Source organism: Citrobacter sp. T1.2D-1, assembly GCF_950098555.1.
GTDB lineage: Bacteria > Pseudomonadota > Gammaproteobacteria > Enterobacterales > Enterobacteriaceae > Citrobacter_A > Citrobacter_A telavivensis.
In genome coordinates this window covers 97,742-113,597 of record NZ_CATNHH010000045.1, presented here as the reverse complement: position 1 = coordinate 113,597, position 15,856 = coordinate 97,742, and the positions used below count along the sequence as shown (strand labels likewise).

General features: G+C 55.3%; 11 protein-coding genes. 6 read left to right on the top strand and 5 right to left on the bottom strand.

Annotated features, from left to right (window positions below; genetic code table 11):
- Nucleotides 1-3 precede the first annotated feature (3 nt).
- From QQZ17_RS20285 to lacA, 5 genes are all read left to right on the top strand, one after another.
- Nucleotides 4-960: a GlxA family transcriptional regulator gene (locus QQZ17_RS20285; RefSeq protein ID WP_152405720.1), complete on the top strand. Its 957-nt coding sequence runs from the start codon at nt 4-6 to the stop codon at nt 958-960.
- A 34-nt stretch (nt 961-994) separates the two neighbouring features.
- Entirely contained in the window at nt 995-2,074 is a 1,080-nt protein-coding gene (locus QQZ17_RS20280) for a LacI family DNA-binding transcriptional regulator (protein ID WP_152405721.1), read from the top strand.
- Nucleotides 2,075-2,184: 110 nt separating this feature from the next.
- Nucleotides 2,185-5,268, top strand: coding sequence for a beta-galactosidase (locus tag QQZ17_RS20275; RefSeq protein ID WP_152405722.1), 3,084 nt, complete (start codon nt 2,185-2,187; stop codon nt 5,266-5,268).
- A 51-nt stretch (nt 5,269-5,319) separates the two neighbouring features.
- Nucleotides 5,320-6,573: an MFS transporter gene (locus tag QQZ17_RS20270; RefSeq protein WP_152405723.1), complete on the top strand. Its 1,254-nt coding sequence runs from the start codon at nt 5,320-5,322 to the stop codon at nt 6,571-6,573.
- 29 nt (nt 6,574-6,602) lie between these two features.
- Nucleotides 6,603-7,220 (top strand): galactoside O-acetyltransferase, encoded by a 618-nt coding sequence (gene lacA / locus QQZ17_RS20265; RefSeq protein ID WP_152405724.1) that lies wholly within the window; start codon nt 6,603-6,605, stop codon nt 7,218-7,220.
- 51 nt (nt 7,221-7,271) lie between these two features.
- On the opposite strand, the gene prpE is transcribed toward lacA, so the two are convergent.
- The 4 genes from prpE to prpB all read right to left on the bottom strand — a co-directional run bounded on the left by prpE (nt 7,272) and on the right by prpB (nt 12,937).
- Nucleotides 7,272-9,158 carry a propionate--CoA ligase gene (gene prpE, locus QQZ17_RS20260; protein WP_152405725.1) on the bottom strand — a complete coding sequence of 629 codons (1,887 nt, stop codon included), beginning with the start codon at nt 9,156-9,158 and terminating at the stop codon, nt 7,272-7,274.
- Between the two features lie 39 nt (nt 9,159-9,197).
- Nucleotides 9,198-10,649, bottom strand: a complete 1,452-nt coding sequence (locus tag QQZ17_RS20255; RefSeq protein WP_152405726.1) for a bifunctional 2-methylcitrate dehydratase/aconitate hydratase — start codon at nt 10,647-10,649, stop codon at nt 9,198-9,200.
- 36 nt (nt 10,650-10,685) lie between these two features.
- Complete coding sequence (prpC, locus tag QQZ17_RS20250; RefSeq protein WP_152405727.1) at nt 10,686-11,855, bottom strand: bifunctional 2-methylcitrate synthase/citrate synthase; 1,170 nt, start codon at nt 11,853-11,855, stop codon at nt 10,686-10,688.
- A gap of 200 nt (nt 11,856-12,055) precedes the next feature.
- Nucleotides 12,056-12,937, bottom strand: coding sequence for a methylisocitrate lyase (gene prpB, locus QQZ17_RS20245; RefSeq protein WP_152405728.1), 882 nt, complete (start codon nt 12,935-12,937; stop codon nt 12,056-12,058).
- 250 nt (nt 12,938-13,187) lie between these two features.
- Between prpB and prpR the strand changes: the two genes are divergently transcribed.
- A complete protein-coding gene (gene prpR / locus QQZ17_RS20240; protein WP_152405729.1) occupies nt 13,188-14,783 on the top strand; it encodes a propionate catabolism operon regulatory protein PrpR in 1,596 nt (531 codons plus the stop codon).
- 78 nt (nt 14,784-14,861) lie between these two features.
- Here prpR and yahO read toward each other — a convergent pair whose 3' ends face one another.
- Nucleotides 14,862-15,137 carry a DUF1471 family periplasmic protein YahO gene (yahO, locus tag QQZ17_RS20235; protein ID WP_042324669.1) on the bottom strand — a complete coding sequence of 92 codons (276 nt, stop codon included), beginning with the start codon at nt 15,135-15,137 and terminating at the stop codon, nt 14,862-14,864.
- Between the last annotated feature and the right edge of the window lie 719 nt (nt 15,138-15,856).

Here is a 15,856-nt window from a genome sequence, read left to right as displayed (position 1 = left end):
AGTATGCGCCCTGTCACCGTCGCGATCGTCGCCGTTGAAGATTTCAGTCCGTTTCACTTCTCGGTGCCGTGCATCATGTTCAGTGAAAAAGCGGCTGCAAAGAAACGCTTTGAGGTGCAGATTTGCGCTGAAATCCCAGGTGTTGTCGCCTCCCGGGAAGGCTTTTCCGTCACCGCACCCCAGGGACTGGAGGCGGTGACCGCAGCCGATATCGTGATTGTCCCCTGGTGGGGAACGACCGACCGCCGCCCGCCGCAGTCGCTGCTCGATGCGCTGGTTCAGGCCCGACAAAACGGCGCGCAGGTGGTTGGATTGTGCCTGGGGGCATTTGTCCTCGGCTATGCAGGACTGCTGGACGGCAGGCGCGCCGCCACCCACTGGGAGTTTGAAGCCGATTTTCAGGCGCGTTTTCCGGACGCGCACCTGGATATCAACGCCCTGTATGTCGACGATGACGGTATCATCACCTCGGCAGGCACCGCCGCCGCGCTCGACTGCTGTCTGTATCTCATCCGCCAGCGGTTTGGCAGCACGGTGGCGAATCAGATTGCGCGCCGGATGATTGTGCCGCCGCATCGCGAGGGCGGTCAGGCGCAGTTTATTGCCCAGCCGGTGGCGAAAAACACCCAGGATCAACGGATTAACAGCCTGCTGGACTATCTGCGCCAGCATAGCCATGAACAGCACGACCTGGATTCGCTGGCGAAAAAAGTGATGATGAGTCGCCGCACGCTGAGCCGTCATTTTATGCAAGCAACCGGCTCAGGCGTCGCCCAATGGTTGATCAATGAACGCCTGCGCCGTAGCCAGGAACTGCTGGAATCCACCTCGCTTCCCGTTGAGCGTATCGCCGGGGAGGTCGGTTTTCTGTCCCCGGTGACCTGGCGTCAGCATTTTAAGTCTCGCTTTGGCGTCAGCCCGGCTGAATGGCGAAAAACCTTTCAGGGTGTGGCATCATAGCGCGCAGAACATATTGAATTCAGGGGAAAGGATTGTGAAACCGGTAACGCTATACGATGTTGCAGACCACGCTGGCGTCTCCTATCAGACGGTATCCCGCGTGGTAAATCAGGCGAGCCACGTTTCCGCGAAAACCCGGCAAAAAGTTGAAGCCGCCATGGCGGAGCTGAATTACATCCCCAACCGCGTCGCCCAACAACTGGCCGGAAAACACACGCCGCTTATTGGCGTAGCAACGTCCAATCTGGCACTGCATGCCCCTTCGCAGATTGTCGCGTCCATCAAGTCGCGCGCCGACCAGTCCGGCGCCAGCGTGGTGATTGCGATGGTTGAACGCAGCGGTGTCGACGCCTGCAAAGCGGCAGTACATAACCTGCTGGCGCAGCGGGTAACGGGGCTGATTATTAACTACCCCCTTGATGAAGAAGATGCCATCGCCGTCGCCGCCTCCTGCGGTACGGTACCCGTTTTGTTCCTCGACGTGTCTGATCTTTCCCCGATCAACAGTATTATTTTCTCGCACGATGATGGTGCCCGACTGGGTGTTGAACATCTGGTCCAGCACGGACACCAGCGCATTGCTTTGTTAGCGGGCCCCCGCACTTCCGTTTCGGCGCGCCTGCGCCTGGCGGGCTGGCATAAATACCTTGCTCGCCACCAGTTGCAACCGGTCGCAGAACAAGAAGGCGACTGGAGCGCGATGTCCGGTTTTTTGCAGACGCAGCAAATGCTCAGTGCAGGCATCATCCCCGGCGCAATGCTGGTGGCAAACGATCAAATGGCGCTGGGCGCGATGCGGGCCATCAGCGAATTTGGCCTGCGCGTGGCAAGTGACATTTCGGTAGTGGGTTATGACGATACCGAGGACAGCGCCTGCTACATCCCGCCGCTCACGACCATCAGGCAAGATTTTGCCCTTCTCGGCCAGACCAGCGTCGATCGCCTGCTGCAACTTTCCCGCGGCGAATCGACCCTCGGAAATCAACTGCTGCCGGTCACGCTGGTGGAGCGAAAAACCGTTCTGCCCCCTGAAAAACAGCACACCTCCCCGCAGGCGCTGGCCGACTCGCTGATTCAACTGGCGCGTCAGGTCGCGTTGTTAAATCGGCCGTAATAATGTGAGTCAGTTCACTCATTAGGCTCCTCAGGCTTTACAGCTTTCTGGCTTCCCTCGTATGTTGAATAAAATTGTGAGCGAATAACAATTATCAACAGGATACAGCCATGACATTCACTACGGACTCACTCGCCGCCGTACTGGCTCGACGCGACTGGGAAAATCCCGGCGTCACACAGCTTAACCGTCTGGAGGCACATCCTCCTTTTGCCAGTTGGCGCGACGCGACTGAGGCGCGAGACAATCATCCCTCATCATCGGTTCGTAGCCTGAACGGTGCGTGGAAATTTAACTGGTTCGCCTCGCCGGAAGCGGTGCCGGAAAGTTGGCGACTGAGCGATCTGGATACTGCCGATACGATCGTTGTGCCATCAAACTGGCAGATGCACGGCTATGACGCGCCAGTTTATACCAACGTAACCTATCCGATCCCGGTCAATCCGCCGTACGTGCCTCATGAAAATGCAACGGGTTGTTATTCGCTCACATTCAATATCAACGAAGCCGAACGTCGCGATGGACAGACGCGAATTATCTTTGATGGCGTGAATTCCGCCTTTCATCTCTGGTGCAACGGGCGTTGGGTGGGCTACGGTCAGGACAGTCGCCTGCCGTCCGAATTTGATCTCAGCGCGTTTCTGGTCAGCGGTGAGAACCGTCTGGCGGTGATGGTGCTGCGCTGGAGCGATGGCAGCTATCTGGAAGATCAGGATATGTGGCGGATGAGCGGCATCTTTCGCGATGTCTCCCTGTTAAATAAACCCGCCACCCAAATCAGCGATCTACGCATCACCACCCACCTCAACGAAGATTTCAGCCGGGCAATATTGGCAGCCGACGTCAGCATGCGCGGTGAGCCGCGTGACTGTCTGCGGGTGACCGTTCAACTATGGGATGGCGACGTGCTGATGGGCGAAAGCACCGCGCCTTTTGGCAGTGAGATTATTGATGAGCGCGGTGCCTACGGCGATCGCACGACTCTGCGTCTGAATGTTGACAATCCTTCACTGTGGAGCGCCGAAACGCCGCATCTTTATCGCGCGGTCGTACAACTGCATACCGCTGACGGCACACTTATTGAAGCCGAGGCCTGCGATGTCGGCTTCCGCCGGGTGAGCATTGAAAACGGCCTGCTGTTGTTGAACGGTAAACCTCTGCTGATTCGCGGTACCAACCGGCATGAACATCACCCTGAAAACGGCCAGGTGATGGACGAAGAAACGATGGTGCAGGACATCATTCTGATGAAACAGAATAACTTTAATGCCGTGCGCTGCTCCCACTATCCGAACCACCCGCGATGGTACACGCTCTGCGATCGCTATGGTCTGTACGTGGTGGATGAGGCCAACATCGAGACCCACGGCATGGTGCCGATGAATCGCCTGAGCGACGACCCGACCTGGCTGCCCGCGATGAGCCAGCGTGTGACGCGAATGGTACAGCGCGATCGCAACCATCCGAGCATTATCATCTGGTCACTGGGGAACGAATCGGGTCACGGCGCCAACCATGACGCACTGTACCGCTGGCTGAAATCAGAAGACCCGTCACGCCCGGTGCAGTATGAAGGCGGCGGCGCGGACACTGCGGCGACGGATATCATTTGCCCGATGTATGCCCGTGTCGATCAGGATCAGCCGTTCCCGGCGGTACCGAAGTGGTCAATCAAAAAATGGCTGTCGCTGCCCGGTGAGCAGCGCCCGCTCATCTTGTGCGAATACGCTCACGCGATGGGCAACAGTCTGGGAGGGTTCGCCAAATACTGGCAGGCGTTCCGTCAGTATCCACGCTTGCAGGGAGGTTTCGTCTGGGACTGGGTCGATCAGTCGCTGATTAAATACGATGACAAAGGCAACCCCTGGTCCGCGTACGGCGGCGACTTTGGCGACACGCCTAACGATCGCCAGTTCTGTATGGATGGACTGGTGTTTGCCGACCGGACACCGCATCCGTCGCTGTATGAAGCGAAGCACGCGCAGCAGTTTTTCCAGTTTACGCTTCTACCGGGTGCCGAACGTAAGATTGAGGTCACCAGCGAATACCTGTTCCGCCATAGCGATAATGAGATCCTGCACTGGTCGATTGCGCTGGAAGGCAACCCAATAGCCACCGGGGAGATCCCGCTTGATATCGCTGCGCAGGGCCGTCAGGTTATCACCCTCCCCGACATCGCGCAGCCTGACAGCGCGGGTCAGCTCTGGCTAACGGTGCGCGTGGAGCAACCGCAGGCAACCGCATGGTCGCCCGCCGGTCATGTCAGCGCCTGGCAACAGTGGCCGCTGGAGGAAAAACTGAACATCATCTGCTCGCCGCGAGCCCGTACTGCGCCGCAACTCAGCGTCACTGATGCGGCCTTTCACGTGGCACTTCACACGACGCGTTGGGAATTCTGCCGTCAGCAGGGCACGTTAACGCAATACTGGATTGGCGATGAAGCCCAGTTACTGACACCGCTGAGCGATCGGTTCACCCGTGCGCCACTGGATAACGATATTGGCGTCAGTGAAGCGACCCGCATTGACCCCAATGCCTGGGTCGAGCGCTGGAAAGCCGCCGGGCATTATCAGCTCCAGGCGGTACTGCTGCAGTGCGATGCCGACGCCCTTGCCGACGCGGTACAGATCGCCACCGTCCACGCCTGGCAGTATCAGGGCAACACTTTGTTTATTAGCCGTAAAATCTGGCGTATTGACGGCCACGGCGAAATGCAGATTGCCGTTGATGTCGATGTCGCCAGCGGTACGCCGCATCCGGCACGTATCGGCCTGACCTGCCAACTGGCGCAGGTAGCAGAACGGGTCAACTGGCTGGGGCTCGGTCCACATGAAAACTACCCGGACCGCCTGTCTGCCGCCTGTTTTGACCGTTGGGATTTGTCACTGGATGAGATGTATACGCCGTATGTCTTCCCGAGCGAAAACGGCCTGCGCTGTGGTACGCGGGAACTGAAGTACGGTGCGCACGTCTGGCGTGGCGACTTCCAGTTCAACATTAGTCGCTACAGCCAGAAGCAACTGATGGAAACCAGCCACCGTCACCTGCTGCAACCGGAAGCCGGGAGCTGGCTGAATGTTGATGGTTTCCATATGGGCGTCGGTGGAGACGACTCCTGGAGCCCATCGGTGTCGCCGGAATTCCAGTTGAGCGCCGGGCGTTATCACTACCAGATTGTCTGGGGCCAAAAATAATAAAAGCCGGGCAGGTCAGCGCCTGCCCGTTAGTCGCGTAAGGAAGTCCACATGTATTATTTGAAAAATACTAATTTCTGGATGTTCGGCTTTTTCTTCTTCTTTTATTTTTTCATTATGGGAGCCTACTTCCCGTTTTTCCCGATCTGGTTACACGATATCAACCATATCAGCAAAGGTGACACCGGCGTCATTTTCGCCTGCATCTCACTGTTTTCACTTCTGTTTCAGCCCATCTTTGGCCTGCTCTCGGATAAGCTCGGTCTGCGTAAACATCTGTTGTGGATCATTACCGGGATGCTGGTAATGTTCGCACCTTTTTTCATTTACGTTTTTGGTCCGTTACTTCAGTTCAATATATTACTCGGCTCGATCGTCGGCGGGATTTATCTTGGTTTTATCTACAACGCCGGGGCCCCTGCTATTGAGGCTTATATTGAAAAAGCCAGCCGCCGCAGCCATTTTGAATTTGGCCGCGCACGTATGTTTGGCTGCGTAGGCTGGGCGCTATGCGCCTCTATTACCGGGATTATGTTCACCATCAATAACCAGTTCGTTTTTTGGTTGGGTTCCGGCTGTGCGGTGATTCTGGCGATACTGTTGTTTTTCTCAAAAGCGGATGCGCCCTCTTCTGCAAAGGTTGCAGATGCAGTAGGCGCCAACCAGTCCGCCTTCAGCCTGAAGCTGGCGCTGGAACTGTTTAAGCAACCGAAGCTGTGGTTCCTTTCGCTGTACGTGGTCGGTGTATCCTGTACTTACGATGTGTTTGACCAACAGTTCGCCAACTTCTTCACCTCATTCTTTACGACGGGCGAACAAGGTACACGCGTTTTTGGCTACGTCACCACGCTGGGAGAACTGCTGAACGCTTCCATCATGTTCTTTGCGCCGCTGATTGTTAACCGAATTGGCGGAAAGAACGCGCTGCTGCTGGCGGGTACCATTATGTCAGTACGGATCATCGGTTCCTCGTTTGCCACCAGCGCGCTGGAAGTCGTCATCCTGAAAACGCTGCATATGTTTGAGATCCCCTTCCTGATCGTCGGCTGCTTCAAATACATCACCAGCCAGTTTGAGGTGCGTTTCTCGGCCACAATTTATCTGGTGTGCTTCTGTTTCTTCAAACAGTTGGCGATGATTTTCATGTCCGTCTTTGCCGGCAACATGTATGAAAGCGTGGGTTTCCAGGGGACGTATCTGATACTGGGGCTGATCGCACTGAGCTTTACGCTCATTTCGGTCTTTACCCTGAGTGGGCCGGGGCCATTTTCCCGCGTCTTCGCACAGGCGAGTAAACAAGTTTGAATATAAATAACAAGGATGGAATATCTTCAATGAACGTTTCGATAAGAGACCGAATAAAAGCTGGAAAACTGTTTACCGATATGTCCGAAGGTCTGCCACAGGAGAGGCTGTGCGGAAAAGAGTTAATGTACGAATTTAACCATTCGCGCCCCTCCGAGATTGAAAAGAGGGAAAAACTGATTCGTGAAATGTTTGGCACCGTGGGGGAACACGCGTGGATAGAGCCACCGATGTATTTCTCTTACGGTACCAATATTCATGTTGGCGATAATTTTTACGCTAATTTTAACTTTACCATCGTGGATGATTACACGGTCACTATCGGTAATAATGTCCTGATTGCGCCAAACGTCACGATATCGGTAACAGGACATCCCATTCACCATGAATTGAGAAAATCCGGGGAAATGTTCTCTTTCCCGGTAACCATAGGTAATAACGTATGGATTGGCAGTCACGTGGTTATCAATCCTGGCGTCACGATTGGCGATAATTCGGTTATCGGCGCAGGTAGCGTAGTAACAAAGGACATTCCATCTGATGTGGTTGCCGTGGGGGTTCCCTGTCGGGTTATCAGAACGATTAACGAAAGAGATAAAGAATATTATTACAAGAATTATAAAGTAGAGCCGTCAGCTAAGCCGTAATGCCGGATGCATCGCTCGCGCGGTACATCCGGCTACGGTTACGATGCCCGGTTACTCTTCCATCGCCTGGCGTATTTGCTGCAGCGCCGCCGGATCGTCAAGGGTAGTGAGATCGCCCGGATCGCGGCCTTCACAAATCGCCTGGATCGTGCGGCGGAGCATCTTGCCGGATCGGGTTTTCGGCAGTTGCGAAACAAACCAGACGTGAGCGGGACGTCCAAAGTTGCCAATCTGACTGTCCACCAGCGCCATGATTGCCTTCTCTTCCGAATGCGCCACGTCCGGATCTTCGAGGCTATCGCTCTGTTTGGGAATGACAAACGCCACCGCCACCTGCCCTTTCAGCGCATCTTTCACCCCCACTACCGCCACTTCCGCCACGTTCGGATAGCTGGAGATACTCTCCTCGATTTCCCGCGTGCCCAGTCGATGCCCGGCGACATTAATCACATCATCCGTACGTCCGAGGATGAAGTAGTAGCCGTCGGCGTCGCGAATCCCCCAGTCAAACGTGGCATACACCTGACGGTTAAACAGCGACCAGTAGGTATTCACAAACCGCGCGTCGTCGCCCCAGATGGTCTGAATACAACCGGGTGGCAACGGCCCTTCGATGACCACCATCCCCTTCTCGTTGGCACCGCAAGGTTCGCCGGTTACCTCATTGAGCAACTGCACGTTATAGCCGTACATCGGCACGCCGGGGCTGCCGAGGCGCGATGGACGGTCATCCAGCGCACGGGCCAGCGCCATAATTGGCCAGCCGGATTCGGTCTGCCAGTAGTTATCGACCACCGGCACACCCAGCGTTTCGGTCACCCAACTTGCGGTCGGTTCATCCAGCGGTTCACCCGCCAGATAGAGCACCTCCAGTGAAGAGAGATCGTGATTGCGGATCTGCGCGGTTGGAAACTTCTTCAGCACGCGAATGGCGGTCGGTGCCGAGAACATCCGGTTGACCTGATATTTTTCGACGATTTTCCACCACACGCCGCAGTCCGGATACGTCGGCAGCCCTTCATACACAATCGTTGCCATCCCCGCTAACAGCGGCGCATAAACGATGTAGGAGTGCCCCACAACCCAACCGATATCCGACGCGCAAAAAAACACGCCGCCCGCTTTGCCGCCAAAAATGGTGTCCATTGAGGTCGCCAGTGCCACCGCATAGCCACCGACGTCTCGCTGCACGCCTTTAGGTTTGCCGGTGGTGCCAGAGGTATAGAGAATGCAGGAGGTTTCGTTGGACTCCAGCCACGTCACCGGCACCGTGGCGCCGAGATGCTGCTGGCGCAGAGTGGCAAAATCGAGATCGCGACCGGTCACGCGCGCCATTTTCGCCAGTCCCCGGTCCACCAACAGCACTTGTTTCGGCTGATGCTGCGCCTGATCGATAGCCTCATCGAGCAGCTTTTTGTAGGGCAACACTTTACCGCCGCGCGCTCCCGCATCGGCGGAGACAATCAGCACCGGCTTCGCGTCATCGATCCGCGCCGCCACGCTATGCGAGGCAAAACCGCCGAACACCACCGAGTGGATCGCGCCAATCCGTGCGCAGGCCAGCAGCGTGATATGCGCCTCGGCAATCATCGGCATGTAGACCAGCACCCGATCGCCGCGCTGCACGCCAAGCGATTGCAGCATCGACGCCACCACGTTCACTTCGTCATATAACTGACTGAAGGTGAAGGTGCGCTCCTCTTCGGTCTCGGATGAGACGGCGATCAGCGCCAGCGCATCCGGTTGTCTATCCAGCCAGCGGTCAATGGCGTTATGACACAGGTTGGTGGTACCGCCGCAAAACCAGCGGGCAAACGGCGGATTGCTGTGGTCCAGCGTGCGGGTAAACGGCTGCTGCCAGTCGATGCGCCGGGCCTGCTCGGCCCAGAACGCCTCCGGTTGCGTAATGGAACGCTGATAAAATTCGCTAAAAGACATAACGCTCTCCTGTTGAACTTACGCCTGATGAGGTGGGCTCTAGATGACATAAAGGTCCATATATTCATTGACCGGCATCTGCTCCAGGCGAGTTCTGTCCAGGGAGACATCCAGGATGCGCTGCTGTTGGCGGGCCGGGAACTGACGCGCCAGGTTAATTTTGAATTTTTCGATAAGTTTAGGGATCCCATCGGTACGGCGACGCGCGTGACCAATCGGATACTCCACCGCCACCTCGTCAAAACGCGTGCCGTCGGTAAATTCAAGAGTAATGGCGTTGGCGATGGCGCGTTTTTCCGGGTCGTGATAGTCCGCGGTAAACGTCGGATCTTCAAAGCAGTTCATCTTCTCGCGCAGGGAATCGATACGTTTGTCCTGCGCCACATCGTCCTCATAGTCTGCCGCCGTTAAGCGTCCGAACAGCAGCGGGATCGCCACCATGTACTGAATACAGTGGTCGCGATCGGCCGGGTTATTCAGCGGCCCCTGCTTGTCGATGATGCGAATGCAGGCTTCGTGCGTGCGAATGGTCACCTTCTCGATATCCGCGGCGCACTTACCTGCCGCCTGCATCTGTGCGTACAGGGTCATTGCCGCTTCGACCGCCGTCTGAGAGTGGAACTCCGCCGGGAAAGAGATTTTGAACAACACGTTTTCCATCACGTAGGAGCCGTACGGACGCTGGAAGCGGAACGACGCCCCTTTGAACGAGACATCATAAAAGCCCCAGGTTTTCGCCGTCAGCGCCGAGGGATAGCCCATCTCACCGGTTTTGGCCATCAGCGCCAGACGCACCGCGCGCGAGGTCGCATCGCCTGCCGCCCAGGATTTACGCGTGCCGGTATTCGGCGCATGGCGATAGGTGCGCAACGACTGCCCGTCGACCCACGCCAGCGAAACCGCATTGAGGATCTCATCACGCGTCAGTCCCAGCAGTTCGGCGACCACGGCGGTGGAGGCCACTTTGACCAGCAGAACGTGGTCAAGCCCCACGCGGTTAAAGGCGTTTTCCAGCGCGATACAGCCCTGAATTTCGTGAGCCTTGATCATCCCGGTCAGCACCTGTTTCATCGTCAGCGGCGCTTTACCCGCCGCGACCGCGTTGCGCGACAGCCAGTCCGCAGTCGCCAGGATCCCGCCGAGGTTATCGGAAGGATGGCCCCATTCCGCCGCCAGCCAGGTGTCATTGAAGTCGAGCCAGCGGATCATCGCGCCGATGTTAAACGCGGCCTGTACCGGGTCGAGCTGAAATTGGGTACCCGGCACGCGCACGCCGTTGGGTACGACGGTTCCCGGTACAATCGGGCCCATCAGTTTTTTACAGGCCGGATACTCCAGCGCTTCCAGACCGCAGCCCAGCGTATCGAGCAGACAGTAGTGCGCGGTGTCATATGCCACCTTCGAGGTGACTTCGTAGTTCATCACGTAATCAACGATATCAACGATTTCACGATCGAATTCCGGGCGAACATTCATTACTTGAGCTGACATTAGCGATATTCCTGTTTTTTATCGTTTGAAGGAGAATTAGTTACGCTGATCCAACGCGACAAATGCGCGGTCTTCCGGGCCGGTGTAATTGGCGGAAGGACGGATAATTTTGTTGTCCTGGCGCTGCTCGATGATGTGCGCCGCCCAACCGGTGACGCGGGCGATAACAAACAGCGGGGTAAACATTTCGGTGGGAACACCCATCATGTTGTAGGAAACCGCCGAGAACCAGTCGAGATTCGGGAACATCTTTTTCGTTTCCCACATTACCGTTTCCAGACGATCGGCAATGTTGTACATCTTCAGCGACCCGCCTTCTTCGGAAAGCTGTCTCGCCACCTTCTTAATGACCTGATGGCGCGGATCGGCAAGGGTGTAGACCGGATGACCGAAACCAATCACCACCTCTTTGTTTTCCACGCGTTTACGAATATCGGCCTCGGCTTCGTCCGGCGTTTCATAGCGCTGTTGAATTTCCAGCGACACTTCGTTCGCCCCGCCGTGCTTCGGGCCACGCAGTGCGCCAATCGCGCCAATAATCGCCGAATAGACGTCGGAGCCAGTCCCGGCAATCACGCGGCTGGTAAAGGTGGATGCATTGAACTCGTGCTCGGCGTACAGCACCAGCGAAATGTGCATCGCTTTTTCCCAGCTCTGCGACGGCTTTTCGCCGTGCAGCAGATGCAGAAAATGGCCGCCGATGGAGTCGTCATCGGTTTCTGGCTGGATACGCTCGCCGTTGTGGCTGTAGTGATACCAGTAAAGAAGAATGGAACTGAGCGAGGCCAGCAGCTTGTCGGCGATATCACGCGCGCCGGAAACGGTATGCCCCTCTTTTTCCGGCAGCGTACAGCCCAGGGCCGATACGCCAGTGCGCATGACGTCCATCGGATGCGACGCCGCCGGCAGCGCTTCCAGCACGGTACGGACATTGGCCGGTAATCCACGCAGCGCTTTGAGTTTGATTTTGTATGCCTGAAGTTCGTCACGGGTCGGGAGTTTTCCGTGAATCAGCAGATGCGCCACTTCTTCAAATTCGCACTGTTGGGCGAGATCGAGAATATCGTAGCCGCGATAGTGGAGATCGTTACCGCTTTTGCCAACGGTGCATAGCGCGGTGTTGCCCGCCGGTACGCCGGACAGCGCGACGGATTTTTTAGGCTTAATGACATGGGTATTATTTTGCAGGATCGTTGTGTCGCTCATGTTGTCCTCGTCATTATTATCATGTGTAGGGTATTGAGGGTTTTCGTCCAGGCCTGATAAGGCGTAGCCGCCATCAGGCACTGCCGGATGGCACTGCGTTTATCCGGCCTACGGTTTCAGGTTCAGGGCATCCCGTTGTGTAGGCCAGATAAGGCGCAGCCGCCATCAGGCACTGCCGGATGGCACTGCGTTTATCTGGCCTACGGTTTCAGGTTCAGGGCATCCAGCTTCTCTTCGTACTGGTAGTAATTGATGCTTTCGTACAGTTCGTTGCGGGTCTGCATAATGTCGATAACGCTCTTTTGCGTCCCTTCCTGGCGCAGCACGTTGTAGACCTTTTCGGCGGCCCGGTTCATGGCGCGGAATGCCGAGAGCGGATAGAGCGCCATTGCCACGTTAGCGCTGCGCAGTTCGTCGGTCGTGAACAGCGGCGTGGCGCCAAATTCGGTGATATTAGCGAGAATGGGAACCTGGACCGCATCGGCAAACTGGCGGTACATCGAAAGCTCCGTGATCGCTTCCGGGAACAGCATATCGGCGCCCGCTTCGACATAGGCCTGCGCACGATCGATCGCCGCCGCTAAACCTTCTACGGCCAGGGCATCGGTACGCGCCATGACAACAAAGTTGGGATCGGTACGGGCATCCACCGCCGCACGAATGCGATCGACCATCTCTTCTTTCGACACGATCGCTTTATTCGGACGATGGCCGCAGCGCTTGGCACCGATCTGATCTTCGATGTGTAGCGCCGCCGCCCCGGCTTTGATCATCGACTTCACGGTGCGCGCGACGTTAAACGCCGAAGCGCCAAAGCCGATATCGGCATCCACCAGCAGCGGCAGCGGACACACGTCGGTGATGCGGCGAATGTCGGTCAATACGTCATCCAGGGTGGAGATCCCCAGATCCGGCAGTCCCAGCGAACCGGCCGCGACGCCGCCGCCAGAAAGATAAATCGCCTGATACCCGGCACGCTGGGCCAGCAGCGCATGGTTGGCGTTGATGGTGCCGACAATTTGTAAGGGGTTTTCTTTGGTGAGTGCAGCGCGAAACGCCTGACCCGGAGAATCCAGAGACATAGTCCATCCTCGTGTTATCAACTTGTTACTTACCGTTGATTCACATAAAGCAAGGGCTATGCCAAAGGCTGTTTGCGACTGGTTATTTTCAATAATCTTATATATAACAACAATATAAGATGTTTTATGTCGCGATGCGCAAAAATAAACGTGTCAGCTAACGTTTCATGAAACGCGTGCTGTTGTTTCATTGCAACATTTATGAAACAAGGCTACACCCAATACTCTGTCCTTTTATTTTGGGTTGGCTATGGCGACGACAAATCTTCCTCCGCGGGTGAATGATGACAAACCGGTTATCTGGACGGTCTCGGTAACGCGACTGTTCGATCTGTTTCGCGACATCAGCCTCGAGTTCGATAACCAGGCGACCATCACCCCAATCCAGCTCGGTTTTGAAAAGGCGGTCGCCTATATTCGTAAAAAGCTGGCGACCGAACGCTGTGACGCGATCATCGCCGCAGGATCTAACGGCGCGTATCTGAAAAGCCGTCTGTCGATTCCGGTGATCCTGATCAAGCCCAGCGGTTTTGACGTCCTGCACGCGCTGGCAAAGGCTGGCAAACTGACCGCTTCCATTGGCGTGGTCACCTATCAGGAGACACTGCCGGCGCTGATGGCCTTTCAAAAAACCTTTAACCTGCAACTGGAACAGCGCAGCTATATCACCGAAGAAGATGCACGGGGACAGATCAACGAACTGAAAGCCAGCGGCATTGAGGCGGTGGTCGGCGCGGGGCTGATAACCGATCTGGCGGAAGAGGCTGGCATGACGGGTATCTTTATCTATTCCGCCGCCACGGTGCGCCAGGCCTTCAGCGATGCGCTGGACATGACTCGCCACACCCAGCGCCGTCACGGTCATTACGCGTCCGATCAGGCGCTGCGTACCCGCTATGAACTGGGAGATATTCGCGGCGAGTCCGCGCAGATGGAGCAGGTGCGCCATACCATTATGCTGTATGCCCGTTCACCTGCCTCTGTCCTGATACAGGGGGAAACCGGCACCGGGAAGGAACTGGCGGCCCAGGCCATCCACCGGGAGTTTAGTACGCGTGCAGGCACGCGTGGCGACAAGTCTGCACATCCGTTCGTCGCGGTAAACTGTGGGGCGATTACCGAATCTTTACTTGAAGCGGAGTTGTTCGGCTATGAGGAAGGTGCCTTCACCGGGTCGCGACGCGGCGGCCGTGCCGGGCTGTTTGAAATCGCCCACGGAGGGACGCTGTTTCTCGATGAGATCGGTGAAATGCCGCTGCCGCTGCAAACCCGGCTGCTGCGCGTACTGGAAGAAAAAGAGGTCACTCGGGTGGGTGGACATCACCCCATTCCGGTGACGGTGCGGGTGATTAGCGCCACCCACTGCAATCTGGAAGAGGAGATGAAACGAGGGCTGTTTCGTCGCGATCTGTTTTATCGCCTGAGTATTTTGCGTCTGTCGCTGCCGGCTCTGCGCGAGCGCCCCGCAGATATCCTGTCGCTGGCGGAAGGTTTTTTAAAACAGTCGCTGGCCGCGCTCTGTGTGCCGTTTACCGAGTCGGTGCGCGCCGGACTGGCGCAGAGAGCCTGCGTTCTGTTGCACTATCACTGGCCGGGGAATATTCGCGAGTTACGTAATATGATGGAACGGCTGGCGCTGTTTTTAAGCGTTGAACCTATGCCACAGCTGGATGAGCACTTACTACAGCGGCTGCTGCCGGAACTGGCAGAGATTGAAACGCCGTCATTCCCGGTATCTTCAGCCACACCGCAGCAGGTACTGGTGCAGTTCAACGGTGATAAACGTGCCGCAGCTCGCTATCTGGGGATCAGCAGAACCACCTTCTGGCGACGCCTGAAGGAATAAATTGTCGGGTGGCGACGCACAGCGTCCTGTCCAGCCTACCACCCAGAACAGACCGGAACCACCCGACAACCTTACGAATTACTTCTTCTTGTAAATATTGGCAGTGCCATGAATTTTGTTGTCGGTTTGACCGGAGGTCAGCACAACCACATCAGCACCTTTTTCCTCTGCTTTTTTCAGCAGATCTTCTTTCGCATCCTGAGTTGATGTTTCATTGCTGGTATTGATGTTACCAATCAGGGTGTACTGCGACTCTACCTTCTCAAACTCAGCCTTTGTTAACAGCTCCGCTGCAAACGCATTTGTCGCCACAAAAGCCAACGCAGCAATCAAGACTTTATATCCAGTTTTCATAGTAAAGCTCCAGGTTATGTTATGACGCTATCATCACCCCTGAATCCATGCAGCGGTTCAAGGATGATTAATAACTAGTTCAGCTTCCAGGAAAAATCCAGGCCCTTTCCAGGATATATTGCTTTTGTGGTTTCAACCTGCTCAGTACGCTTTTCACGTTCGACGGTAAAGTTAAGTCAGTCTGTTTACTATAAATACGCAGACAACGCTGCCCTCTGTTTTTAATCAATCAAAAGATGCTAACTCAGTATGAATAATCCTGTTCAGACCCCTTTCAATTAAGATTATTATTAAAAAATCTCAGAATTATTGGTAATAATCTTAATATCAACAGAAAACTCCTCAGATAAATACCAATATAAAAATTGATATTCATCAAGCCAATGATAATTAGCCAGTATAAGAATCCGAAAAAAAATTATTACCGCACGTGATTAACAACGTTAAATAGATAACCAGATTGACGTTAAACCTACGCATCCATTAAGCCCGTCTTATCGAATACCTCATCTATCTTATTGTTTTTTGCTTTAAATTCGCACAATTCCTGGGCGGAGGGTAAAAAACAATAAATATTGATAATCAAACAATTAGCAACCATTTGCACATTTTCAGCCCATTAACGACAGTTAATAGCCTCAGCCTATCGATACTTCATGCAAGTCGGTGGCAAAACGATTACGCCATTTCCCTCGCGACAAATAACATTAATAATCATC